At 71.7% G+C, this 22762-nt stretch carries 18 protein-coding genes; 9 read left to right on the top strand and 9 right to left on the bottom strand.

Annotated elements, in window-relative coordinates; genetic code table 11:
• The first annotated feature begins 62 nt into the window (after positions 1-62).
• Both GNT64_RS15950 and GNT64_RS15945 read left to right on the top strand, forming a co-directional pair.
• Positions 63-3950 (top strand): rhamnan synthesis F family protein, encoded by a 3888-nt coding sequence (locus GNT64_RS15950; RefSeq protein WP_156680421.1) that lies wholly within the window; start codon positions 63-65, stop codon positions 3948-3950.
• A 194-nt stretch (positions 3951-4144) separates the two neighbouring features.
• On the top strand, positions 4145-4546 hold the full coding sequence (locus tag GNT64_RS15945; RefSeq protein ID WP_156680420.1) for a protein tyrosine phosphatase family protein: 402 nt from the start codon (positions 4145-4147) through the stop codon (positions 4544-4546).
• 109 nt (positions 4547-4655) lie between these two features.
• Here the strand turns inward: GNT64_RS15945 and GNT64_RS15940 are convergent, their stop codons facing one another.
• The 5 genes from GNT64_RS15940 to GNT64_RS15920 form a co-directional block, all read right to left on the bottom strand.
• Positions 4656-6143, bottom strand: coding sequence for an ammonium transporter (locus GNT64_RS15940; protein WP_156680419.1), 1488 nt, complete (start codon positions 6141-6143; stop codon positions 4656-4658).
• Between the two features lie 28 nt (positions 6144-6171).
• Positions 6172-6510, bottom strand: coding sequence for a P-II family nitrogen regulator (locus tag GNT64_RS15935; RefSeq protein WP_156680418.1), 339 nt, complete (start codon positions 6508-6510; stop codon positions 6172-6174).
• A gap of 269 nt (positions 6511-6779) precedes the next feature.
• Positions 6780-8207, bottom strand: a complete 1428-nt coding sequence (gene tldD / locus GNT64_RS15930) for a metalloprotease TldD (RefSeq protein ID WP_156680417.1) — start codon at positions 8205-8207, stop codon at positions 6780-6782.
• Between the two features lie 95 nt (positions 8208-8302).
• Complete coding sequence (locus GNT64_RS15925) at positions 8303-8500, bottom strand: zinc-finger domain-containing protein (RefSeq protein ID WP_156680416.1); 198 nt, start codon at positions 8498-8500, stop codon at positions 8303-8305.
• Between the two features lie 33 nt (positions 8501-8533).
• Positions 8534-8671 (bottom strand): hypothetical protein, encoded by a 138-nt coding sequence (locus tag GNT64_RS15920; RefSeq protein WP_156680415.1) that lies wholly within the window; start codon positions 8669-8671, stop codon positions 8534-8536.
• 114 nt (positions 8672-8785) lie between these two features.
• Between GNT64_RS15920 and GNT64_RS15915 the strand changes: the two genes are divergently transcribed.
• The 4 genes from GNT64_RS15915 to GNT64_RS15900 all read left to right on the top strand — a co-directional run bounded on the left by GNT64_RS15915 (position 8786) and on the right by GNT64_RS15900 (position 15656).
• Positions 8786-9718, top strand: a complete 933-nt coding sequence (locus GNT64_RS15915; RefSeq protein ID WP_156680414.1) for an ABC transporter ATP-binding protein — start codon at positions 8786-8788, stop codon at positions 9716-9718.
• Positions 9711-11303, top strand: a complete 1593-nt coding sequence (nadB, locus tag GNT64_RS15910) for an L-aspartate oxidase (RefSeq protein ID WP_156680413.1) — start codon at positions 9711-9713, stop codon at positions 11301-11303. The genes GNT64_RS15915 and nadB overlap by 8 nt, the downstream gene beginning before the upstream one ends.
• Before the next feature lie 85 nt (positions 11304-11388).
• A complete protein-coding gene (gene polA, locus GNT64_RS15905; protein WP_156680412.1) occupies positions 11389-14142 on the top strand; it encodes a DNA polymerase I in 2754 nt (917 codons plus the stop codon).
• On the top strand, positions 14139-15656 hold the full coding sequence (locus tag GNT64_RS15900; protein ID WP_156680411.1) for a lipopolysaccharide biosynthesis protein: 1518 nt from the start codon (positions 14139-14141) through the stop codon (positions 15654-15656). The genes polA and GNT64_RS15900 overlap by 4 nt, the downstream gene beginning before the upstream one ends.
• Before the next feature lie 185 nt (positions 15657-15841).
• Here GNT64_RS15900 and GNT64_RS15895 read toward each other — a convergent pair whose 3' ends face one another.
• Positions 15842-16516: a YiaD family glycine zipper/OmpA-like lipoprotein gene (locus tag GNT64_RS15895; RefSeq protein WP_156680410.1), complete on the bottom strand. Its 675-nt coding sequence runs from the start codon at positions 16514-16516 to the stop codon at positions 15842-15844.
• 115 nt (positions 16517-16631) lie between these two features.
• Here GNT64_RS15895 and GNT64_RS15890 point away from each other — a divergent pair, with 115 nt between their 5' ends.
• Positions 16632-17945, top strand: a complete 1314-nt coding sequence (locus GNT64_RS15890; RefSeq protein WP_156680409.1) for a hemolysin family protein — start codon at positions 16632-16634, stop codon at positions 17943-17945.
• A 359-nt stretch (positions 17946-18304) separates the two neighbouring features.
• On the opposite strand, the gene GNT64_RS15885 is transcribed toward GNT64_RS15890, so the two are convergent.
• Genes GNT64_RS15885 through xseA form a run of 3 tightly spaced genes read right to left on the bottom strand, consistent with a single transcriptional unit; the run spans position 18305 to position 20907 of the window.
• The gene (locus tag GNT64_RS15885; RefSeq protein WP_422396598.1) at positions 18305-19201 is read right to left on the bottom strand and encodes a M23 family metallopeptidase; all 897 of its coding nucleotides are present in this window, start codon (positions 19199-19201) and stop codon (positions 18305-18307) included.
• Entirely contained in the window at positions 19201-19398 is a 198-nt protein-coding gene (locus tag GNT64_RS15880; RefSeq protein ID WP_156680408.1) for a DUF2093 domain-containing protein, read from the bottom strand. The genes GNT64_RS15885 and GNT64_RS15880 overlap by 1 nt, the downstream gene beginning before the upstream one ends.
• 12 nt (positions 19399-19410) lie before the next feature.
• Positions 19411-20907, bottom strand: coding sequence for an exodeoxyribonuclease VII large subunit (gene xseA, locus GNT64_RS15875; RefSeq protein WP_156680407.1), 1497 nt, complete (start codon positions 20905-20907; stop codon positions 19411-19413).
• On the opposite strand from xseA, the gene purD reads away from it, so the two are divergent.
• Both purD and GNT64_RS15865 read left to right on the top strand, forming a co-directional pair.
• Positions 20906-22180, top strand: a complete 1275-nt coding sequence (gene purD / locus GNT64_RS15870) for a phosphoribosylamine--glycine ligase (protein ID WP_156680406.1) — start codon at positions 20906-20908, stop codon at positions 22178-22180. The two genes, xseA and purD, sit on opposite strands and share 2 nt — an antisense overlap.
• A 106-nt stretch (positions 22181-22286) precedes the next feature.
• The gene (locus GNT64_RS15865) at positions 22287-22760 is read left to right on the top strand and encodes a hypothetical protein (protein ID WP_156680405.1); all 474 of its coding nucleotides are present in this window, start codon (positions 22287-22289) and stop codon (positions 22758-22760) included.
• Positions 22761-22762 lie beyond the last annotated feature (2 nt).

Below are 22762 nucleotides of genomic sequence, written 5' to 3'. Positions count from 1 at the left end.
GGCACACCGGCACGCATGGTCCGGCCCGATCGGTCTGGAAGTCGGCCCGGGAGGCGGGCTCAATGAGCGACGCAGCCGAACCGCCCGGCCGCGTCGACAACTGGCACGACCGCACGATCGCCGGCATCGTGCCCGCCGACGATACGGGCCTGCCGCCTATCGTGGAGTTCCGCGTGGACGGCCGGCTCGTCGGCCGCGCGCTGGCGGACGGGCCGGGCGCGGAACCGGGCGCGCTCCGCTTCTCCGCCACGCTGCCGATCGAGGGCGACGCCGTGCAGGTGGTGGTGAGCCGCGCGGACGGGCGGGCGCTGGTACAGTCGCCGGTGCTGCTGCACCCCGCGCCGGCGCCGTTCGTCGGCACGATCGAGGGGTGGCACGAACGGACCGTCGCCGGCTTCGCGGTGCCGGACGAGGACGGCGCGCCTGCCGTGATCGAGTTCCGCGCCGATGGCCGGGTGGTGGGCACGGCGCTCGCCTCCTTGCCCCGCGATGGCGCGGGCGGCGGCTTCGAGGCGGTGCTCGACATCGCCGGCGGCGAGGTGCTGGTATCGGCCTGGCGCCAGGCCGATGGCCACGCCCTCGCCGGATCGCCGGTGCTGCTGCATCCGGGCGAGCCGGTGCCGCCGCCGGCCCCGATCGGGCGGATCGACCAATGGTATGATCGCGCGCTGCGCGGCGTGGCGGAGCCGGATGGCGACGGGCTGCCGCCGCTGCTCGATGCGCGGGCCGAGGGCCGGCACGTCGGAACGATCCGGCCGCACGGCCGCCGCGAGCCGGGCGGCTACGGCTTCGAGGCGGCGCTGGACGTTCACGGCGCGATGGTGCCCGTAATGCTCTACCGCCGGTCGGACGGGCGCCCGCTCGATCCCGCGCCGGTGGTGCTGCACCCGCTCGCCGGCCGGCTGGAGGGCTGGTTTGGCCGGCGCATCGCCGGCCACGCCGCGCCCGATCCCGGCGGGCTGCCGCCGACGATCGAGTTCCGCGTCGATGGCGCGCCGATCGCCACGCTCACGGCCGCGCAGCCGCGGCCGGACGTGCGCGGCTTCGGCTTCGACGCTTATCTGCCCGTGGATGGCGAGTCGGTCGACGTGTCGGTCCATCGCCTGCCCGACGGCCGCGCGCTGGAGGGATCGCCGGTGCGGCTGCACCCGCGCCCGCCGGGCCCGCCGCCGCTGCCGCTGGCCTGGGACGTGCCGCATGTCGTCGCCAAGCCGTTCGCGATACCGGCTTCCGGGGAGGTCGCGCTGTTCGTCACCCACGCCGCCGCGGGCGTGCTGAAACCGCACGTGCCGGCCTATCTCGCCGCGCTGCGCGATGCGGGCGTGGCCGTGCTGCTGGTGGCGGCGGTCGATCGCGCGATCGATCTGCCGCCGGCGGTGCTCGATCTCGTCGCCGGCGCGGTGGTGCGCGGCAATGCCGGCTACGATTTCGCCGGCTGGGCGCATGCCCTGAAACTGATGCCCGAAGCCTATGGCGCGCGGACGCTGTATCTGCTCAACGACAGCGTCTTTCCGGCCGGCGGCGAGGCGATGGCGGCGCTGCTCGATCGCGTGCGGGCGAGTGCGGCCGATCTCGTCGCGCTCACCGCCAGCCACGAGCATCGCTGGCACGTGCAGACCTACTTCCTGGCGGTGCGGCCGCGCCTGCTCTCCTCGATGACGTTCCATCGCTTCATGCGCTCGGTCCACCTGCTCGGATCGAAGGACGAGGTGATCCAGACCTATGAGGTGGCGTTCGGCCCGACGATGGAGGCGGCCGGCCACCGCATCGAGATCCTCTATCCGAGCCCGCGGGCGATCAACCCGACCCTGTTCGACTGGCGCGGGCTGATCGAGCGGGGCTTTCCGTTCGTCAAGCTGCTGCTGCTGCGCGGCACCTTCCACGATGCCGATACGGCGGGCTGGCGCGACGCGCTGGACGCGGCCGGCTTCGACGTGCCGCTGCTGGAAGCCACCCTCGATTTCGCGAGAGGGAGCGTGCCGGAGGGGCCGTCCGCCGACCTGCTCGTCCACCCGGCGGCGGCGGCGGCGGAGCGGCCGCTCCGCATCGCCCTCATTGCCCGCTGGGCCGATCGCGGCGCGGCCGGCGATGCGGCGCGGGCGATGCTGGCGGTGCTGCGACGGACGGGGGCGTCGCTGAACCTCCATCCGCTCACCACGGGGCAGGCGACGGTCTCGCCGCCGGTGGATATCCTCGATCATGCCGGGCCGGCCGATATCGCGCTGGTGCAGCTCGATCCGGCGGCGCCGCTTACCGGGCGGCAGCGGCAGGCGATCGCCTCGGCGAAGCGCCGGATCGGCTACTGGACGGGTGCTGCGGACGAACTGGAGGGCGCGGCGGAGGCCTTTCCCCCGTTCGACCGGCTGTGGAGCGCCGACGATGCGGCGGCGGCCGCGCTCGCCCGCATGGTGGAGCAGCCGGTCGCGCTGATGGCGCCGCCGCAGCCCGGCGAGTGGGCGGCGCGGGCGACCGACTATCTGGCGCGCTTCGCCGAGGCGCTGGCGGCGGACGATGCCGCCGCCGCGCCGGATCGGATCGTCGGCGATCTCCGCCGCGGCACACGCTTCGCCGATCTGGCGGACGCGCGCGGCCTGCGCATCGTGCCGGTGGGGCCGGACGGCGCGGTGCCGGCGCTGGACGACGTGCCCGACTCGCGCGACCTGTGGCTGGCCTTCGCGCCGGCCGACGCGGTGGCGGCGCCTGCCTTTGCGCAGACGGTGCGCGATCAGGCCGATGGCCGCATGGATGTGGCGATCTTCTACGCCGACGATCTCGCGCTCGGCGAGGCGGAGCCGATCGACCAGCTGCGGCTGAAGCCCGGCTTCGATGCCACCCTGCTGATCGCGCAGAATCATGTCGGCTGGCCGCTGATCGTGCGCGCCTCCGCCTATGTCGCGCTCGGCGGGTTCGATGCGGCCAGGGGGGCCGCCGCGCGCGACGACTTGCTGCTGCGCGCGAACCAGGCGGGGATGGCGATCGCGCGCATCCCGGCGGTGCTGATCGCCACCGCCGGCCGCCGCGAGCGGGTGCCGCGCGAGGAGCGGCGGGTGATGCTGCGGGCGCTGCCATCCCTCGCCGGGCACGACATCGTCGACGGGCGCGCCCCGGAGCTGCTGGCGGCCCGCCGACGCTTCGATGCGGCGCGGATCCCGGCGGTGTCGCTGCTGATCGTGCCCGCCCCCGCGCCCGATCCGTCGCGCCGCCGCCGGCTGATCGAGGCGATCGCCGCGGTGGACTGGCCGCAGGACCGGCTCAGCCTGATCCTGGCGGACGCCGATCCACTGCCAACCGCGCCCGCGTGCGAGGTGCGCCACGTCGCCATCGACCCGGCCGAGGGCGATGCCGCGTGCCGCAACGCCCTGTGGCGCGCGGCGGAGAGCGAGCAGATCGTCTTCCTGCGCGAGGATGCGGTGCCGACCGAGGCGGGCTGGCTGCGGGCGCTGCTGGGCCATGCGGTGGACGAGGGCGTCGGCGGCGTCGGCGCGCGGCTTGTGGGTGAGGACGGCCGGCTGCGCCACGCCGGCCTCGCGCCCATAAAAGGCGCGGTGGACGCGCCGTGGCGCGGCCGGCGGCGGCTGGCCGGCACCTATCAGGATTGGGCGCTGGCCCAGCGCGAATGGTCCATGGTGGAGGGCACCGTGTTCGCCACCCGCCGATCGGTGATGGCGCTGGCGAACGGGTATGACGCGCGCTTCGCCGGCCTGCTCGGCGATGCGGACCTGTGCCTGCGCCTGCGCAGCATGGGGCTGCGCATCGTGTACGATCCGGCGGCCGAGTTCGCCTGCCCGGCCACGGCAGAGGATCGGCCGGCGGGATCGGGCGAGGACCATGCCCGCTTCCTCGCCCGCTGGGGCGCGTGGCTGGATGCGGACCCCTCCTACCATCCAGGCCTCAGCCGCGACGGCGGCGAGATCGCGCCGCGCGTGCCCGCCGACGCGTGGTATCGCTGAGCGGGGCACTCTGCCGCCGGATCGACAGCCGTGCTCCTTCCCGCCGCCGCCCGCCTTGCCAACGGCGCCTGTCCGACGCCGCCGGCGTCTCGCCTCGAAGGATCGTGCGGCGGCTTGACGGGGATCTTCCCGGAACGCCGGCCGCTTCCCTGCTCGCCGCCGCGACATTAAGGCGTCTCCAGAGGAGAAAGCCCATGTTCCGCACGCTTGACGACGATATCTCGGTGGCCGGCCAGATCGGCCAGGAGGATGTGGCGGAGGCGGCGCGGCAGGGCTTCGCCGTCATCGTCAACAACCGGCCGGAGGGCGAGCAGCCCGGCCAGCCGACCGGCGACGAGATCGCGGCGGCGGCGGCGGCGGCGGGGCTCGGCTATGTGGCGATCCCGATCACCCACGCCGGCTTCACCCGGCAGCAGGTGGATCAGATGGGCGCGGCGCTGGCCGCAGCGCCCGGGCCGGTGCTGGCCTTCTGCCGGTCCGGCACGCGCTCCACCTTCGTCTGGGCGCTGGCGCGGATGGCGGCCGGCGACGATCCGGCGGTGCTGCGCGCCAAGGCGGAGGCGGCCGGCTACGACATCTCGCCCGTGCTGCGCTGACGGCCGGCGGCCCTTCGGACAAAAAAGGGGGCCGGCGAGTCGCCTCGCCGGCCCAGTCGTTCGCAGGAGGAACCCCTTGAGGGGGCGGCCTCAACCGCCCCCGAACTCGTCAATAATGGTAGGCCCGCTCGCCATGCTCGGCGATGTCGAGGCCCTCATGCTCGACTTCCACGGTCGGCCGCAGGCCCAGCGTCTTGTCGATCACGAAGAACAGGATGGCGGAGCCGATGCCCGACCAGAGGAGGGTGAAGATCACCGCCTTCAGCTGGATCCACAGCTGCGCACCATAGCCCAGATAGGTGAACTGGATCGTGCCCGGCTGCGCCAGATAGTCGGCCACGCCCTGCCCGCCGAGCGCCGGCGCCACCAGGATGCCCGTGGCGAGCGCGCCGGTGATGCCGCCGATGCAGTGGACGCCGAACACGTCCAGCGAGTCGTCGTAGCCCAGCTTGCCCTTCACCGTGGTGACGAAGAAGAAGCAGATCGGCGAGACGATCAGGCCCAGGATCACCGAGCCCATCGGGCCGGCGAAGCCCGCCGCCGGGGTGACGGCGACGAGGCCGGCGACCGCGCCGGTGACGGCGCCGAGCAGCGACGGCTTGCCCTTGGCGACCTGCTCCACCAGCAGCCACGAGAGGGCGGCGGCGGCGGTAGCGACGAAGGTGTTGATGAAGGCAACGCCAGTGACGCCGTTGGCCTCCAGGTTGGAGCCGGCGTTGAAGCCGAACCAGCCGACCCACAGCAGGGAGGCGCCGATCATCGTCATGGTCAGCGAGTGCGGCGGCATCGGCTCGCGCGGGTAGCCGGTGCGCTTGCCGATGATGAGGCAGCCGACCAGGCCGGCGATGCCCGCGTTGATGTGGACGACGGTGCCGCCGGCGAAATCGAGCGCGCCCCACTGGAACAGCAGGCCGGCATGGCCGAGCGCCGTGTCATAGGCCGCCTGCCCGGCGACGCCCGCCGCGACCATGGCGTCCGGACCATCCCAGTACCAGACCATGTGCGCCATCGGGAAGTAGACGAGCGTCACCCACAGCGCCATGAACAGCATCAGCGCGGAGAACTTCACCCGTTCCGCAAAGGCGCCGACGATCAGCGCCGGCGTGATGCAGGCGAAGGTCATCTGGAAGCAGATGTAGACATATTCGGGGATCACCACCTTCTCGGAGAAGGTCGCGACATTGGTGGTCGCATCGACCCCCTTCAGGAACAGCTTGGAGAGGCCGCCGACGATCGCGCCGCCTTCGGTGAAGGCCAGGCTGTAGCCCCACGTCACCCAGAGCAGCGCCGCGATGCAGACGATCATGAAGACCTGCGTCAGCACCGAGGCCATGTTCTTGGCGCGCACGAGGCCGCCGTAGAACAAGGCGAGGCCCGGCACCGACATCATCAGCACCAGGGCCGAGGAGATCAGCATCCAGGCGGTGTCGCCCTTGTCCGGCGTGGGTGCCGCGGGCGCGGCTGCGGCGGCATCGGCCACGGCGGCGGTCGCGCCGCTCGCCTGTCCGCCGGCGACCTGGGCGAAGGCCGGATGCGCGGCCAGTACGGCCACCCCCAGCAAGCCGGCTCCCGCCGCGATCTTCGTCGATAGCTTCATGTGTCCCCCTTGTTTCCTGGAACGCGGCTCAGAGTGCGACGTCATCGGTTTCGCCGGTGCGGATGCGCACCACCTGGGCGATATCGACGACGAAGATCTTGCCGTCGCCGATCGCGCCGGTGTTGGCCGACTGCTGGATCGCCTCGACCACGCGGCCGGCGAGTTCGCTGGTGCAGGCCACCTCCACCTTGATCTTGGGCACCATGTTCGTGCTGTATTCGGCGCCGCGATAGATTTCGGTCTGGCCCTTCTGCCGTCCGAAGCCCTTCACCTCGGTCACGGTCATGCCCTGCACGCCCAGGCCGGAGAGCGCCTCGCGCACCTCGTCCAGCTTGAACGGCTTGATGATGGCTATGACGAGTTTCATTCCGCCTCCCTGCTTGCTGACCGAAAATGATCGCAAGGGGCGTGCCAGATGGAACCGATCCGGATTCATGCACCGCGATGCAGCAGAACCGCTACGGTCGACGGCGTCGACGCACAGAGTTTAAGCAGCCGTGTGCACCTGCCCAGGATTTAGGCAGGCGGATGCGGCGTGGAAGGATCGGGCCGGCGGGCCCGTCGTCCGGAACTTGGGTCGGGACGGCGAGATCGAGGAGAGTGTCCGGACTATCGCCGCTCGCCGCGGCGAGCGGCTCAGCCGGTGCCGCCCACCGTCAGACCCTCGATCAGCAGGGTCGGCTGACCCACGCCGGCGGGGACGGACTGGCCGCCCTTGCCGCAGATGCCGACGCCCTCGTCCAGCGCCATGTCGTTGCCGATCGCGCCCACGCGGGTGAGGGCGGAGGGACCGTCGCCGATCAGGGTCGCGCCCTTGATCGGGCGGCCGAGCCTGCCATCCTCAATGCGATAGGCCTCGGTGCAGCTGAAGACGAACTTGCCGCTGGTGATATCCACCTGGCCGCCGCCGAAATGCTTGGCGTAGATGCCGGTCTTCACGCGGGAGAGGATCTCGGCCGGATCGTCCTGTCCGCCGAGCATGAAGGTGTTGGTCATGCGCGGCATGGGCGCGTGGGCGAAGCTCTCCCGGCGGCCGTTGCCGGTGGGCGCCACGCCCATCAGCCGGGCGTTCAGGCGATCCTGGATATAGCCCTTGAGGATGCCGTCCTCGATCAGCACGTTGCGCTGCGTCGGCGTGCCCTCGTCGTCGATCGAGAGCGAGCCGCGCCGGTCCGCGATCGATCCGTCGTCCACCACGGTCACGCCGGGCGCCGCCACCCGCTCGCCGATGCGGCCGGAGAAGGCGGAGGTGCCCTTGCGGTTGAAGTCGCCCTCCAGCCCGTGGCCGATCGCCTCGTGCAGCAGCACGCCGGGCCAGCCGGGGCCGCACACCACCGTCATCTCGCCGGCGGGCGCTGCAACCGCCTCAAGATTCACCAGCGCCTGATGCAGCGCCTCGTCGATCGCGCGGTTCCAGTTGGCCGGATCGAACAGGCGATCGTACATGTACCGGCCGCCCATGCCGAAATAGCCGCTCTCGCGCCGGCCGTCCTGCTCCACCACGATCGAGACGTTCAGGCGCACGAGGGGCCGCACGTCGAATGCGACGAAGCCGTCGGGGCGCACGATCTCCACCACGCTCCACGATCCGGCGATGCCGGCCGAGACCTGGCAGACGCGCGGATCGCGCGCGCGGGCGGCGGCGTCGATCGTCTGACACAGCTCGACCTTGCGGGCGAAGGGGATGGCGGAGAGCGGATCGTCGCCGGTGTAGAGCGCGCGGTTGGTGCCGCGCGGTGCCGAGTCCCGACGCGCCTTCGTCGGATCGAGCAGGGTCATCGTCTCGGCCGCGCGGCGGATCGCCGCCTCGGAGATGTCGTTGGCGTGGGCGAAGGCGGTGGTCTCGCCGGAGACGCCGCGCAGGCCGAAGCCGGCCTGGGTGTTGAAGTCGGCCGTCTTCAGGCGCCCGTCGTCGAAGCCGAAGCTCTCCGATGCCATATATTGCAGATAGAGCTCGCCATCGTCGCACCCCTTCAGCGCCTCGGCGGTCAGGCGTAGCGCGCCGTCGGGATCGAGCGCATTCTCGCGGTAGAGGAAGCGGCGGGGATCGGAGAAGTGGGTCATCCCACCGATATAGAGCGTGGGCCGCGATGATCTAGGGCGGAGCCGCTCAATCGTCATTCCACCCGGACAGGCGTCATGCCGTCACCGGCGCTCGCTCAGTGCGCCGCGCCGTCCGCCGCGCCGCCGACCAGCACGAAGCGGCGGTCGCAATAGCCGCAGTCGACGAAGCCGCTCTCGTCTATCTCCAGCCACACGCGCGGATGGCCAAGCGCGGCGCCGCCGGGAATGTCGCTGGCGCCGTCGCAGGCGACGCGCGGATTGGGGGTGCGGACGGTCTCTGGGGCGGGCTGCATGGGCCTCCCCCTAGCAAATGCGGCCGGGCGGCTTCAAGCGTCGGCGTAGTGTGTGGCGGGCGCGACATGCACCGGGCCTGCCGGCGTCAGCAGCGCCAGCGCCGCCGCCACGGCGGCCGCCAGCGCGAGCGCGCGGCGCGACAGCGGCCAGGGCGGGGAGCGCGGATACATTTCGCCATGCTCCCACGGGCGCGTAAACGGCCGGTTGCGGAACATGGTGAACGGTGGCGGGGCGCGCCGCTTCGCGCTTTGCACCGCGGTGGCGCGGGTCTAAGCGTCGGCGCCATGAACGAAGCAGCGATCGGCATCACGGACCTCGCCAAGGTCTATTCGGGCGGCAAGCAGGCGCTGGCGGGCGTCAGCTTCGATGTGCCGCGCGGCCAGATCTTCGGGCTGCTCGGGCCGAACGGCGCCGGCAAGTCGACGCTCATCAACATCCTGGCCGGGCTCGTCACCAAGACGTCCGGCGGCGCCGCCATCTGGGGGTTCGACATCGATCGCGACCACCGCAACGCCAAGGCCTCGATCGGCATCGTGCCGCAGGAGATCGTGTTCGATCCCTTCTTCACGCCGTTCGAGACGCTGGAGAATCAGGCCGGCCTCTACGGCGTGCCCAAGGCGAAGCGGCGGACCATGGAGCTGCTCCGCGCCGTCCACCTGGAGGACAAGGCGCACGCCTATGCGCGGTCGCTGTCCGGCGGCATGAAGCGGCGGCTGCTCGTCGCCAAGGCGATGGTCCACACGCCGCCGGTGCTGGTGCTGGACGAGCCGACCGCCGGCGTGGACGTGGAGCTGCGCCAGCAGCTGTGGGCCTATGTGCGCGAGCTGAACCGCCAGGGCGTGACGGTGGTGCTGACGACCCATTATCTGGAGGAGGCAGAGGAGCTGTGCGATCGCATCGCGATCATCAACCACGGCCGGCTGATCGCCAACGAGCCCACCCGCACCCTCGTCGGCAAGGCCAAGGAGAAAGCGGTCGAGGTCGTGGTGGACCGCGACCTCACCGCGCCGCCGGTGGCCCCCTGCTTCGAGAAGATCGAGCTGAAGGGGGAGCGCACCGTCGTCATCACCTACAGCAAGGACAAGGTGAATGCCGGCGAGGTGCTGGCGGCGCTGCAGTCGGCCGGGCTCGGCATCGTCGACGTCTCCACCCGCGAGGCGGACCTGGAGGACGTGTTCCTCAGCCTCACCCGCTCCGGGGCGGCCGTCAATGGCTGAGGCCCATGCCTACGACGTCGTCATCATCGGATCCGGCGCCGCCGGCCTCACCGCCGCGCTGAACCTCGCGCCCCGCTTCCGCGTGGCGGTGCTCGCGAAGGGCGGGCTCTCGGAAGGATCGACCGCCTGGGCGCAGGGCGGCATCGCCGCCGTGCTGGAGCCGGGCGACACGTTCGAGAGCCACGTCGAGGACACGATGGTCGCGGGCGCGGGCCTGAACGACCGCGCGACCGTGGAGTTCGTCGTGGAGAACGCGCCGGCGGCGATCGAGCGGCTGGCGGCGCTCGGCGTGCCGTTCAATCCCGGCGATACCGAGCGGTGGCACCTGACCCGCGAGGGCGGCCATAGCCACCGCCGCATCGTGCATGTCGACGACGCCACCGGCCTGGCCGTGCAGCAGGCGCTGGAGAAGGCGGCGGCGGCCAATCCGAACATCACGCTGGTGCCGGGCATGGCGGTGATCGATCTCGTCACCGGCCGCCACGGCGAGCGATACTCGGGCGACGGCCACGTCTACGGCGTGTACGCGCTGGACCGGGCGACCGGCCGGGTGGAGCTGTTCACCGGCCGCGCGACCGTGCTGGCGACGGGCGGGGCGGGGCGCACCTATCTCTACTCCACCGCGCCGCGCGGGGCCACCGGCGACGGCATCGCGATGGCGTGGCGGGCGGGGGCGCGCATCTCGAACATGGAGTTCATGCAGTTCCACCCGACCTGCCTCTACAATCTGGAGGTCAAGAACTTCCTGATCACGGAGGCGGTGCGCGGCGAGGGCGGGCGGCTGATCAACCCCACCACCGGCAAGCGCTTCATGCCCTATTACGATGCAGAGCGGCTGGAGCTGGCGCCGCGCGACGTGGTGGCCCGCGCGATCGATGCCGAGATCAAGCGCTACGGGCTCGACTACGTCCATCTCGACATCAGCCATATGCCGGCCGATTTCGTGCGCGGCCACTTTCCGAACATCCACGCCAAGCTGCTGGGCCTGGGCATCGACATCACGACCCAGCCGATCCCGGTGGTGCCCGCGCAGCATTATACCTGCGGCGGCATCATCGTCGATCGCAAGGGGCGGACGGACCTGCCCGGCCTCTACGCGGCGGGCGAGTGCACCCAGTCCGGCCTGCACGGCGCCAACCGGCTGGCCTCCAACTCGCTGCTCGAATGTTTCGTGTTCGGGGAGGCGGCGGCCGGCCACATCAGCCGCCACTGGGACGAGCTGCCCGATCCCCCACCCATCCGCGCGTGGGACGAGAGCCGCGTCTCCGATTCGGACGAGGAGGTCGTCGTCCAGCATAACTGGCGCGAGATACGGCGCTTCATGTGGGATTTCGTCGGCATCGTGCGCACCACCAAGCGGCTGGAGCGGGCGCAGCACCGCATCAACCTGCTGCGCCGGGAGACGGCCGACTATTACGGCAACTTCCGCGTGACGGCCGACCTGATCGAGCTGCGCAACCTGGTGGAGGTGGCCGGGCTCATCGTGCGCTCCGCCCTCTCCCGCAAGGAAAGCCGCGGCCTGCACTACACGCTCGACTTCCCGGACGCGCTGGCGGAGGCGAGGGACACGGTGCTCACGCCGTAGCCGGCGGCAGCTTGAGGCGGCGGAGGGTCGAAACTGCCGCATCCTTCCGGTCGCGTTCGTCCGCGCGCGCTGCTATCTGCCCGCCATGGCTTCCAACCACCTCTACCTGGTCGACGGCTCGGGCTACATCTTCCGCGCCTATCACCGGCTGCCGCCGCTCACCAATCGCCACGGCGTGCCGGCGGGCGCCGTCTACGGCTTCACCACGATGCTGTGGAAGCTCGTCGACGAGCTGCACACCGCCGACGGGCCGACCCATCTGGCGGTGATCTTCGATGCCTCGTCGCACACCTTCCGCAACGACATGTACGATCAGTACAAGGCCCACAGGCCGCCGCCGCCCGAGGATCTGAAGCCGCAATTCCCGCTGATCCGCGATGCGACGCGCGCCTTCAGCGTGCCGTGCATCGAGGAGGAGGGGCTGGAGGCGGACGACATCATCGCCTGCTACGCCAAGGCCGCGCTGGAGGCGGGCTGGCAGGTGACGATCGTCTCCTCCGACAAGGATCTGATGCAGCTGATCGAGGATGGCCGCCTCGACATGCTCGATACGATGAACAACCGCCGCCTGGGCAGCGACTATGTGCGCGAGAAGTTCGGCGTCGGGCCGGACCGGCTGGGCGACGTGCTGGCGCTGATGGGCGATGCGGTGGACAATGTGCCCGGCGTGCCGGGCATCGGACCCAAAACGGCATCGCAGCTGATCCAGGAACATGGCGATCTGGAGGGCGTGCTGGCCGCGGCCGAGGGGATCAAGAAGCCCAAGCTGCGCCAGTCGCTGATCGACCATGCCGAGGCGGCGCGGCTGAGCCGCAAGCTTGTAGAGCTCGTCTGCGACCGGGCGCTGCCCGAGCCGCTCGACGGCCTGGCGCTGAAGGGCATCCCGCCGGCCCCGCTGCGCGCCTTCCTGGAGGAGCAGGGCTTCCGCTCGCTGCTGATGAAGGTGGGCGGCGGGCACGACGTGGCGCCCGCGCCGGCGGCGCCGGCCGCGACGGCGGAGGAGGAGCCGGCCTTCGTCCACGCCGATTATGAGACGGTCGTGACCGAGGAGGCGCTCGACCGCTGGATCGCCGATGCGGTGGCCGTCGGCGCGGTGGCGATCGACACGCAGACGGACGTGGCGGACGTGATGCGCGCCGAACTCGTCGGCATCGCGCTCGCCACCGGGCCGGGCCGGGCGTGCTACGTGCCGCTCGCCCACACCGGCGAGGATCTGCTCAGCGATCCGCCGCGTCAGCTGCCGCGCGAGGTGGCGCTCGCGAAGCTGAAGCCGCTGCTGGAGCATCCCGGCGTGCTGAAGGTGGGGCAGGATGCCAAGTACGGCATCGTGCTGCTCGGCCGCGCCGGCATCGCCGTGGCGCCGGTCGACGATACGATGCTGCTCAGCTACGATCTGGACGCCGGCCTGTTCGGCCATGTCGCCAGCGACCTGTGCATGCGCCACCTGGGCCACCAGGCGATCGACTTCAAGACGGTGTGCGGCACCGGCAGGAGCGCCGTCAGCTTCGACAAGGTGCCGATCCCCCGCGCCACCGAATATGCCGGCGAGAGCGCGGACATCATCCTGCGCCTGTGGCGCCGGCTGAAGCCGCGCCTCGCCGCCGAGCGGGCGACGCGCGTGTACGAGCTCGTCGACCGGCCGCTGCTGCCGGTGGTGGCCGGCATGGAGGCCGCCGGCATCCGCGTCGACCGCGACGAGCTGGCCCGCCTCTCCGACGAGTTCGGGCGCGAGACCGCGCGGCTGGAGGCGGAGGTGTTCGCGCTGGCCGGCGGCCCCTTCACCATCGGCAGCCCCAAGCAGCTGGGCGAGGTGCTGTTCGACCGGCTGGGCCTGAAAGGCGGCCGCAAGGGCAAGACCGGCGTCTACTCGACCGACATGAACGAGCTGGAGCGGCTGGATCTGGAGGGCGCGCCGATCGCCGCCAAGGTGCTGGAATGGCGCCAGGTGACGAAGCTGAAATCGACCTACACCGATGCGTTGCAGGCGCAGATCCATCCGGTCACGGGCCGCGTCCACACCACCTTCAGCCTCGCCGTGGCGCAGACCGGGCGCCTGTCCTCCACCGATCCGAACCTCCAGAACATACCCATCCGCACGCAGCTTGGCCGCCGCATCCGCGAGGCGTTCGTGGCGGAGCCGGGCAAGGTGCTGCTGGCGGCCGACTATTCGCAGATCGAGCTGCGCCTGGCCGCCCACATGGCCGACGTGCCGGCGCTGCGCGACGCCTTTGCGCGCGGCGACGACATCCATTCACTCACCGCACAGGAACTGTTCGGCACGGTGGATCGCGACACCCGCGGCAAGGCCAAGACGATCAACTTCGCGATCCTCTACGGTATTTCATCCTGGGGCCTCGCTGGCCGGCTGGGCGTCGACCGGATCGAGGCGCAGGCGATGATCGACCGCTATTTCGATCGCTTCCCCGGCATCAAGACGTACATCGCCGAGACGCTGACGATGGTGCGCGAGAAGGGCTATGTGACGACGCTGTTCGGCCGCAAGACGCACCTGCCCGGCATCAAGTCCCCCCGCCAGACAGAGCGGCAGGGGGCGGAGCGGCAGGCGATCAACGCGCCGATCCAGGGCACCAGCGCCGACATCATCAAGCGGGCGATGGCGCGGATGAACCCGGCGCTGGCCGCCGCCGGCCTCGCCGACGTGCGGATGCTGCTGCAGGTGCATGACGAGCTGGTGTTCGAACTGGCGCCGGAGCAGGTGGAGCCGGCGAGCGCGATCATCCGCGACGTGATGGCGGGCGCCGCCGCGCCGATGGTGGCGCTCAGCGTGCCGCTGGGCGTGGAGGTGGGCACCGGCCACAGCTGGGGCGCCGCGCATTGAGCACGGCCCCGCCGGCCGGCGCCGCGCCGCCGACGAGCGATATCGAGGATCTCGCCAAGGGCGGGCGGACGAACTTCTTCGGCTTCCTGCTGCGGCTGGCGGCGCGCATCCCGTTCCTGTTCATCGCCGGCCGCATCTACGGCGCGGAGGCGCTGGGCCGCTTCGCCTATGCCGTGATCGTGGTGGAGTTCGCCGCCCAGCTAGCGACGCTCGGTCTGCGCCGCGGCCTCGCCGACCAGTTGAGCCGGACGGAGCGGCCGCACCAGCATGTGGTGGTGGACGGGATGCTGGTGGGCACGCTGGCCTCCGCCATCGTCGCGCTGATCCTCGCCAGCGTGCCGACGATGATGTTTCCGAACAGCGCGATCAACGGGCTGGAGTGGCTGCTGCCACTCACCGTTTTCGCGCTCGTCTGGTCGGACATCGCGCTCGCCGCGCTCGCCTACCGTCACGATATCGCCGCCACTGTGAAGGCGCGCTCGATCGTGGAGCCGTGGACGATCAGCATCGCCGCGCTCGCCCTCTCCTGGTACTCGCTGCGCGACGGCCTGATCCTGTCCTACGTCGTCTCGATGATCGCGGCGCTGAGCGCGTCGATCGTGCCGCTGGTGCGCAGCTACGGCATCCCGCGCGGCTGGCGGCAGCGGCCGTCGGCGCTGGTGACGCTGGTGCGGCGCAACCTGCCGCTGGCCGCCGCCGACGCGATCGAGTGGGGCTCCCGCCGGCTCGACATCGCCATCCTCGGCCTGCTGTTCCAGCCCTCGATCGTCGGCATCTACTATGTCGCCCAGCAGGTCGCCTCGCTGCCGCAGAAGCTGAAGACCAGCTTCGATCCGATCCTCGGCCCGGTCATCACCCAGAAGCTGGGGGAGGGCGACAAGCCGGCGGTGGCGCGGCAGGTGCGGCAGGTGGGCTTCTGGATCATCGCCGCGCAGGCCGGCGTGGCGCTGTGCCTGGGCATACCGGGGGAGGCGGTGATGGGTCTCGTCGGCCCCAATTTCGTCGGCGGCACCGGCGCGCTCGCCTTCCTGCTGGCGGCGGAGGTGGTGGCGGCGACGGCGGTGGTGTCGGAAGCGGCGCTGATCTACGTCGCGCGCAAGCGCAACCTGGCGATATCGCTGGCGATGATCGCGGTGCAGGTGGGCCTGAGCTTCGTCATCGTCCACGCCATGCGCCGCTTCGGCCTGCCGGTGCTGGTGCAGGCGGCGGGGCCGGCGCTGGCGATGTCGATCGCGCTCGGCTGCGCCTCGATCGCCAAGGCGCGGCTGCTGGCGACGCTGCTGGGCGCGCCGGTATCGGGCTGGCGCTGGGCGCTCGTCTATGCCGCCGCGCCGGCGGTGGCGGTGGGCTGGACGATGACCCTGCTGCCCGAGTGGATGGAGCTGGTGGTGGGCATCCCGGCGATCCTCGGCGTCTACGGCGCGGTGATCTGGTATCGCGGTTTCGGCCACGAGGATCGCGAGCTGTTCCGGATGCGCGCCCCGCCCGCGCCGAAGCTGGCGCAGGAGATATAGCCACGGATCGACCGTCCACCGGACCGCTCATCCTGAGGAGGGGCTGAGCCCGGCGAAGACCCGTCTCGAAGGACATGCCTCCATAACCGTGCTTCGAGACGCCGCTTCGGCAGGCTCAGCGGCTCCTCAGCATGAGCGGTGGCGTGTTGCAACCTTGCCTGCAAACGGAAGGGCCATGATCCCGCCTACGCCGCCGTGGTGCTGACCGGCACGATCTTGATCTCCACCCGGCGATTCTCCTGCCGGCCCTCGGCGGTGGCGTTGGAGGCCACCGGCTGGCTGGCGCCGAAACCCTCCGTGCCGATCCGCGCGCGCTGCACGCCGCGCGTGGCGAGATAGTCCGCCACGGCCGTCGCCCGATCGCGCGAGAGCGGCAGGTTGATGCGATCGCTGCCGGTCGAATCGGTGTGGCCGTACACGTCGAGATAGGTCTGGTTGTAGGTCGAGAGCGTCTCCGCCACCTGATCGAGCGTCTGGCGGAACTGCGGCTGGATCGCCGCGGAATTGGTCGCGAAGGTGACGCCCGACGGGATGTTGAGCAGGATGTCGTCGCCCTTGCGCTCCACCTCGATGCCGGTGCCCGCGGTCTTCTGGCGCAGCTCGCGCTCCTGCCGGTCCATATAGGCGCCGATCGCGCCGCCGGCGATCGCGCCGATGCCGGCGCCGACGATCTTCTCGGTGCGGTCGCGGCGACCGCCGACGATGTCGCCCGCCAGATAGCCGCCCAGCACGCCCACGCCGGCGCCGATCGCCGCCTTGGAGAGGCGCTGCTGGCCGGTCTCGGGATCGGTGGTGCAGGCGGTGGCCGAGAGCAGGGCGGCGGCGGCCGTGGCGGTGGCGAGCGTGTGGCGAAGCGACATGGTGACGGCCCTCTTGTACGTGACGATGCGCGCGCTTGTTCCCGCCGGCGGCTTAACCGCCGATGATCGCGCTGTTGTCGTCGGTGCGGATTCCGGCGATAGGCGGTGGCGCGCCATGCCTGCTCCCCCCCTCTCGCCATTCCCCTGGATCGATTGCGTCATCATCGTGGCGCTGATCGCGCTGAACGGCGTGTTCGCGATGTCGGAGCTGGCGATCGTCTCCTCGCGCCGGCCGCGGCTGGAGGCGATGGCGCGGACCGGGCGGGCCGGCGCGCGCGCCGCGCTGGAGCTGGGCGCCGATCCCGGCCGCTTCCTCTCCACCGTGCAGATCGGCATCACCCTGATCGGCATCCTGGCCGGCGCCTATTCCGGTGCGAGCCTGGGCGGGCCGGTGAGCGAGCGGCTGGCGCTGCTGGGCGTGCCGGCCAGCTTCTCCGACGATCTCGGGTTCGGCGCGGTGATCGCCGTGACCACCTACGTCTCGCTGATCATCGGCGAGCTGGTGCCCAAGCAGTTCGCCCTGCGCCGGCCGGAGGCGATCGCCTCCGTCGTCGCGCTGCCGATGCGCTGGATTGCCCGGGCGACGGCGCCGCTCGGCTGGCTGCTGGACGGCACGAGCGCGCTGATCTTCCGCCTGCTGCGGCTGGATCGCGAATCGGAGCAGCAGGTGACGGCCGAGGAGCTGCACCTGATCGTCGCCGAAGCCTCCAACGCCGGCGTGATCGAGGAGAGCGAGCGGGCGATCATCTCCGGCGTGGTGCGGCTGGCGGACCGGCCGGTGCGCGAGGTGATGACGCCGCGCACCGATATCGAGTGGATCGATTGCGGCGCGACGGCGGACGACATCCGCGTGCAGCTGAGCGCGATGCCGCACAGCCGCATGCCCGTTGCCGACGGCTCCGTCGACGACATCGTCGGCGTGGTGCAGGCGCGCGACGTGGTGGCGGCGCTGATCGGCGGGCGGGCGCTGGACCTGCGGGCGCTGATGCGGACGGCGCCGGTGGTGCCGGACCAGATGGACGCGATGGACGCGCTGCAGACGCTGCGCGACGCCGAGGTGCCGGTGGGCCTCGTCCACGACGAATATGGCCATTTCGAGGGTGTGGTGACGCCCGCCGACCTGCTGGCGGCGATCGCCGGCGCCTTCGCCTCCGATCAGGACGCGGGCACCGATCCGCCGCTGGTGGAGCGGCACGACGGCAGCTGGCTGGTCTCCGGATCGCTCGCCGCCGACGTGATGGCGGACCGGCTCGGCCTCACCTTGCCCGAGGATCGCGACTATGCGACCGCTGCGGGCTTCGCCCTCTCGGTGCTGCGCCGCTTCCCGACGGTGGGCGAGCATTTCGACGCCGCCGGATGGCGCTTCGAGATCGTCGACATGGACGGCCGCAAGATCGACAAGCTGCTGGCCACCGAGACCCGCCGCTGAGGGCGGGGTAAGCGGACGATCCGCCACGCCGGCGCCGTATCTGCCGGAGAGTGAGGCTCCGCTCGTGCCGAGGGCGCGGGCAGGCTTCGCGAAGCGGCGTCTCGACCCAGGCCGGATCGACATTCAGCTTTTTTGCATGTCCGCTCATCCTGAGGAGGGGCTGAGCGGAGGCGAAGACCCGTCTCGAAGGACTTCCCAAGTCCTTCGAGACGCCATTTCGACACGCTCAATGGCTCCTCAGGATGAGCGGCTTGTACAAAAGCCAAGTCAAACCGGCTTCAGCCGCTGAATGTCGATATGTCATAGGTCGACGGCGGGGCGGCGGCAGCGAGCCGAAGTCCGCTTCGTCGGCGGAATCGTCACGGCATCGGCCCGGCCAGCAGGGCGGGGTCGATCCGCTCGTCGCGCCACTTCATCCCCCAGTGCAGATGCGGCCCGGTCGCCCGCCCGGTCATGCCGACCGCGCCGACCGGCTGGCCCTGCCGCACCCGGTCGCCCACCCCCACATCGATGCGCGAGAGGTGGAGGAAGGCGCTGTTCAGCCCCATGCCGTGATCGATCATCAGCAGATTGCCCTCCAGCGTGAAGGGCGCCGCCGCCGCCAGCACCACCACGCCGTCCGCCGGCGCCACCACCACCGCGCCCGCCGGCTTCGCCACGTCTACGCCGGCATGCGGCGCGCCGGGCTCGCCGGCATAGATGCGCTGCGATCCGAACACGCCGCTGATCCGCCCGATCGCCGGCCACACGAAACGCTGCCGCCACCCCTGACTGTCCGACGCGATCGCGCGGGCGGCCTCGATCTGCGCCAGTTCGCCCCGGCGGCGGGCGAGGAATTCGGGCGTCGGCGTGGTGCCCTTCGGCAAGGTGGGCAGGGACTGGACGTCCCACGCCCGCTGGCCGACGACGATCTCGCGGGCGATCACCGCACCCGATGCGAGCACCGCTTCCAGCCGCGCGACCGGCGCCGCATCCCGGCCGAACCCGATGAGGAAGCGGCCGTCGTCGGCCACCGCCACGGGCCGCTGGTCCAGCGTCAGGCGCACGGTGCCGGGCGGCACCTGCCCACGCAGGACGCCGCCCTGGAGGAACGCGCCCGAGAGACCGAAATTGGCCGCAGCCGGCACGGGCGCCGGCGGCGCGGGCGCGACGTGCGGCGGCGCGGGCGCGGGCGGCGGGGCCGCCGGCATCGCGCAGCTGCCGAGCGCGAGCGGCAGCAGGCCGAATGCCAGCCGCCGCCGTGCGCGCCGCGTCATCAGCCGAGTTCGGCCTTTACCGCGATCTCGGCCGTGGCATAGGCCTCCTGCCGCGCTACGCTCCAGTAGCGCAGGTGATCGAGCGGCACCTTCTCGCCGGTCACGGCGCAGACGACATGGTCGCCCGGCGTCAGCACGCGGAAGTTGTTGGCCATGTAGTGCAGCCGCGCTGGGCGGCCGCTCTGCGACATCAGCATCGTCTCGTCCTCTCAGAGCAGCGTCGGCTGCTGCGGCTTGTCCTTCCCATATGGCGATGCGGGCGCGCGCTCAACACGGGCGTCGATCGCCCCGTCGGCGAAATGCAGGGTCAGCGCGCCCGCCGCCCGCGCCGCGCCGGCGGTGGCGACCACGCCGCCCTGCCGCCGCTCCACCCGCGCATAGCCGCGTTGCAGCGGCCTGTCCGGATGCAGGTTCCCGGCGAGCCGCCACAGCCGGTCCAGCGCCGCCCGCGCCTCGGCGACGGGCCGCTCCGCCAGCGCCGGGCGCAGCCGCACGGCGGCCAGCGCCGCGCGCCGCTCGCCCAGCGATCGCTCGGCCAACGCGGGGCGGAAGCGGGCCGCCGCCAGCGCCGCCGCGCCGCGTTCCAGCCGCGCCAGCAGCAGCCGCGGGCGCAGCGCGCCGGCCGCCTGCGCCAGCTCTCCCCGCGCTAGCGCCAGCCGGCGCGAGAGGGCGCGCGGCAGCCGCTCGCCGAGTTCGTCGAGCCGCTGGCGCTGCGGGCCGAGCAGCCGGTCGGGCGCCGGCAGCCGCCGCGCGGTCGCCTCCAGCCGCTCGGCCGCGCGATCGCGGTAGCGACTGGCGCAGCGATGCGTCCGCGCGCCGAGATCGCGCAGGGTGGAGATCAGGTCGGCCCGCACCGGCACCGCCATCTCGGCGGCGGCGGTCGGCGTCGGCGCGCGCACGTCGGCGGCGAAATCGCACAGGGTGGTGTCGGTCTCGTGGCCCACCGCCGAGATCGTCGGGATCGTGCACTCGGCGACGGCGCGCACCACCGCCTCCTCGTTGAACGCCCACAGATCCTCGATCGAGCCGCCGCCGCGCGCCACGATCAGCAGGTCCGGCCGCGGGATAAGGCCATCCGGCGCCATCGCCGCGAAGCCGCGCACCGCCGCCGCCACCTGCGCCGCCGCCCCATCCCCCTGCACCGCCACCGGCCACAGGATCACGTGCGCCGGGCAGCGATCGGCCAGGCGGTGGAGGATGTCGCGGATCACCGCCCCGGTGGGCGAGGTGACGACGCCGATCACCGCCGGCAGATAGGGCAGCGGCCGCTTGGCGGCGGCATCGAACAGCCCTTCGGCCGCCAGCGCCCGGCGCCGCTGATCGAGCAGCGCCATCAGCGCGCCGGCGCCGGCGATCTCCATGCGATCGATCACGATCTGATATTTGGAGCGGCCGGGATAGGTGGTCAGCCGGCCGGTCGCGATCACCTCGATCCCGTCCTCCGGGCGGAAGCCGAGCGCGCCGGCGCTGCCCTTCCAGACGACCCCATCGATGCAGGCGCGGTCGTCCTTCAGGGTCAGGTAGCAGTGGCCGGACGAGTGACGCTTGAACCCCGATATCTCGCCGCGCACGCGCACGTGGCCGAAGGCGTCCTCCACGCTGCGCTTCAGTGCGCCCGAGAGTTCGGAGACGGAGAGCGCCGGCGCGTTGTCGCCGGGAACGGGCTCGGCTAACAGCCGCGCATCACTGGAGGGGCCTGAACGCATGAATGTCCTGCTGCTGGGGTCGGGCGGTCGCGAACATGCGCTGGCGTGGAAGCTGGCGCAATCGCGCAGGCTGACGAAGCTCTACGCGGCGCCCGGCAATCCGGGCATCGCGGCGCATGCGGAGTGCGTGGCGCTGGATCACGGCCACCTCGATGCGGTCGTCGCCTTCGCGCGCGACCATGATGTCGGCCTCGTCGTCGTCGGGCCGGAACAGCCGCTGGTGGACGGGCTGACCGACCTGCTGATCGCCGAAGGCATCCTCGTGTTCGGCCCGACGGCGGCCGCTGCCCGGCTGGAAGGATCCAAGGGCTTCACCAAGGATCTGTGCGCGCGCGAGGGCATCCCCACCGCCGCCTATGGCCGCTTCGCCGATGCGGGCGCGGCGCGGGCGGCGCTGCCCGGCTTCGGCCTGCCCGTCGTCATCAAGGCGGACGGCCTGGCCGCCGGCAAGGGCGTGGTGATCGCGGAAACGCCCGCGCAGGCCGAGGCGGCGATCGCCGGCATGTTCGCCGGCGCCCATGGCGGCGCCGGCGCAGAGGTGGTGATCGAGGCCTTCCTGCAGGGCGAGGAGGCGAGCCTGTTCGCGCTGACCGACGGCGAGACGGTGGTGCCGTTCGGCTCCGCGCAGGATCACAAGCGGGTGGGGGATGGCGATACCGGCCCGAACACCGGCGGCATGGGCGCCTACAGCCCCGCACCCGTGCTGACGGCCGCGTTGCAGGCCCGCGCGATGGCGGAGATCGTCGTGCCCACCGTGCGCGCGATGGCGGCGGCCGGCACGCCCTATGCCGGCATCCTCTACGCCGGGCTGATGCTGACCGCCGACGGCCCCGAGCTGATCGAGTATAACGCCCGCTTCGGCGATCCCGAGGCGCAGGTGCTGATGATGCGGCTGGAAGGCGACCTGCTCGACCTGCTGCTCGCCGTGGCCGAACGGCGGCTGGCGTCGCTGCCGTCGCCCGCCTTCGCGGCGCATACGGCGCTGACGGTGGTGATGGCCGCGCGCGGCTATCCCGGCACGCCCGAGAAAGGCGGCGCGATCGGCGGCATCGCCGCGGCGGAGGCGACCGGCGCGCGCATCTTCCAGGCGGGCACGGCGATGCGGCACGGCGCCCTCGTCGCCAGCGGCGGTCGCGTGCTGAACGTCACCGCCACCGGCGCCACCGTGGCGGCGGCGCAGGCGGCGGCCTATCGCGCGGTGGACCGCATCGACTTTCCCACCGGCTTCTGCCGCCGCGACATCGGCTGGCGCGAGATCGCCCGCGAGGGCTGACCGCAACGACACCGCGACAATCCCCGAGCGACCTTGAGCGACCTTCGCTCTTGCGTCGTGCGCCCCCCGATCTAGAGACGCCCGAGCGGCCAAAGAAGAGGCAGATGTGAGCCAGACCGAAATCCTGCTGATCGTGTTCATCACCCTCGTGGTGGCGGCGGCCTTCCTGTTCCTGTGGCGCCGGCGGGCGACGGACCGGATCGAGACGCCGGCGGCAACCGCCACCCCGGTCGAGGGCCACGGCGTCAGCGACGGTGCCGCGGCGGCGGTGGAGGACGTGGTCGACCAGTTCCTCGGCGTCGATTCCCACCCCGCTCTGCCCGAGGCGACCGGCCCGGCCGATCCGCTGACCCAGATCAAGGGGCTCGGCCCCAAGGCGCAGACGCAGCTCGGCGCGCTCGGCATCACCCGCTTCGATCAGCTCGCCGCGCTGGACGACGCGCAGGTCTCGGCCGTGGACGCCGGCATGGGCGCGTTCCGCGGCCGCATCCTGAAGGACCAGTGGGTCGAGCAGGCCCGACACCTCGCCAGCGGCGACAGGGCCGGCTTCGAGGCGAAGTTCGGCAAGCTCGGCGGCTAGCG

The organism is Sphingomonas profundi (genome assembly GCF_009739515.1).
Taxonomy (GTDB): domain Bacteria; phylum Pseudomonadota; class Alphaproteobacteria; order Sphingomonadales; family Sphingomonadaceae; genus Alterirhizorhabdus; species Alterirhizorhabdus profundi.
This window is presented reverse-complemented; position numbering and strand designations above follow the sequence as displayed.

Coding starts and splice junctions, on each gene's coding strand:
- nadB (WP_156680413.1), top strand. CDS start 9,711: ATGGCTGAGGCCCATGCCTACGACGTCGTCATCATCGGATCCGGCGCC.
- GNT64_RS15885 (WP_422396598.1), bottom strand. CDS start 19,201: ATGACGCGGCGCGCACGGCGGCGGCTGGCATTCGGCCTGCTGCCGCTC.
- GNT64_RS15950 (WP_156680421.1), top strand. CDS start 63: ATGAGCGACGCAGCCGAACCGCCCGGCCGCGTCGACAACTGGCACGAC.
- GNT64_RS15940 (WP_156680419.1), bottom strand. CDS start 6,143: ATGAAGCTATCGACGAAGATCGCGGCGGGAGCCGGCTTGCTGGGGGTG.
- GNT64_RS15895 (WP_156680410.1), bottom strand. CDS start 16,516: ATGTCGCTTCGCCACACGCTCGCCACCGCCACGGCCGCCGCCGCCCTG.
- xseA (WP_156680407.1), bottom strand. CDS start 20,907: ATGCGTTCAGGCCCCTCCAGTGATGCGCGGCTGTTAGCCGAGCCCGTT.
- GNT64_RS15890 (WP_156680409.1), top strand. CDS start 16,632: ATGCCTGCTCCCCCCCTCTCGCCATTCCCCTGGATCGATTGCGTCATC.
- tldD (WP_156680417.1), bottom strand. CDS start 8,207: ATGACCCACTTCTCCGATCCCCGCCGCTTCCTCTACCGCGAGAATGCG.
- GNT64_RS15880 (WP_156680408.1), bottom strand. CDS start 19,398: ATGCTGATGTCGCAGAGCGGCCGCCCAGCGCGGCTGCACTACATGGCC.
- GNT64_RS15925 (WP_156680416.1), bottom strand. CDS start 8,500: ATGCAGCCCGCCCCAGAGACCGTCCGCACCCCCAATCCGCGCGTCGCC.
- polA (WP_156680412.1), top strand. CDS start 11,389: ATGGCTTCCAACCACCTCTACCTGGTCGACGGCTCGGGCTACATCTTC.
- purD (WP_156680406.1), top strand. CDS start 20,906: ATGAATGTCCTGCTGCTGGGGTCGGGCGGTCGCGAACATGCGCTGGCG.
- GNT64_RS15920 (WP_156680415.1), bottom strand. CDS start 8,671: ATGTATCCGCGCTCCCCGCCCTGGCCGCTGTCGCGCCGCGCGCTCGCG.
- GNT64_RS15935 (WP_156680418.1), bottom strand. CDS start 6,510: ATGAAACTCGTCATAGCCATCATCAAGCCGTTCAAGCTGGACGAGGTG.
- GNT64_RS15915 (WP_156680414.1), top strand. CDS start 8,786: ATGAACGAAGCAGCGATCGGCATCACGGACCTCGCCAAGGTCTATTCG.
- GNT64_RS15945 (WP_156680420.1), top strand. CDS start 4,145: ATGTTCCGCACGCTTGACGACGATATCTCGGTGGCCGGCCAGATCGGC.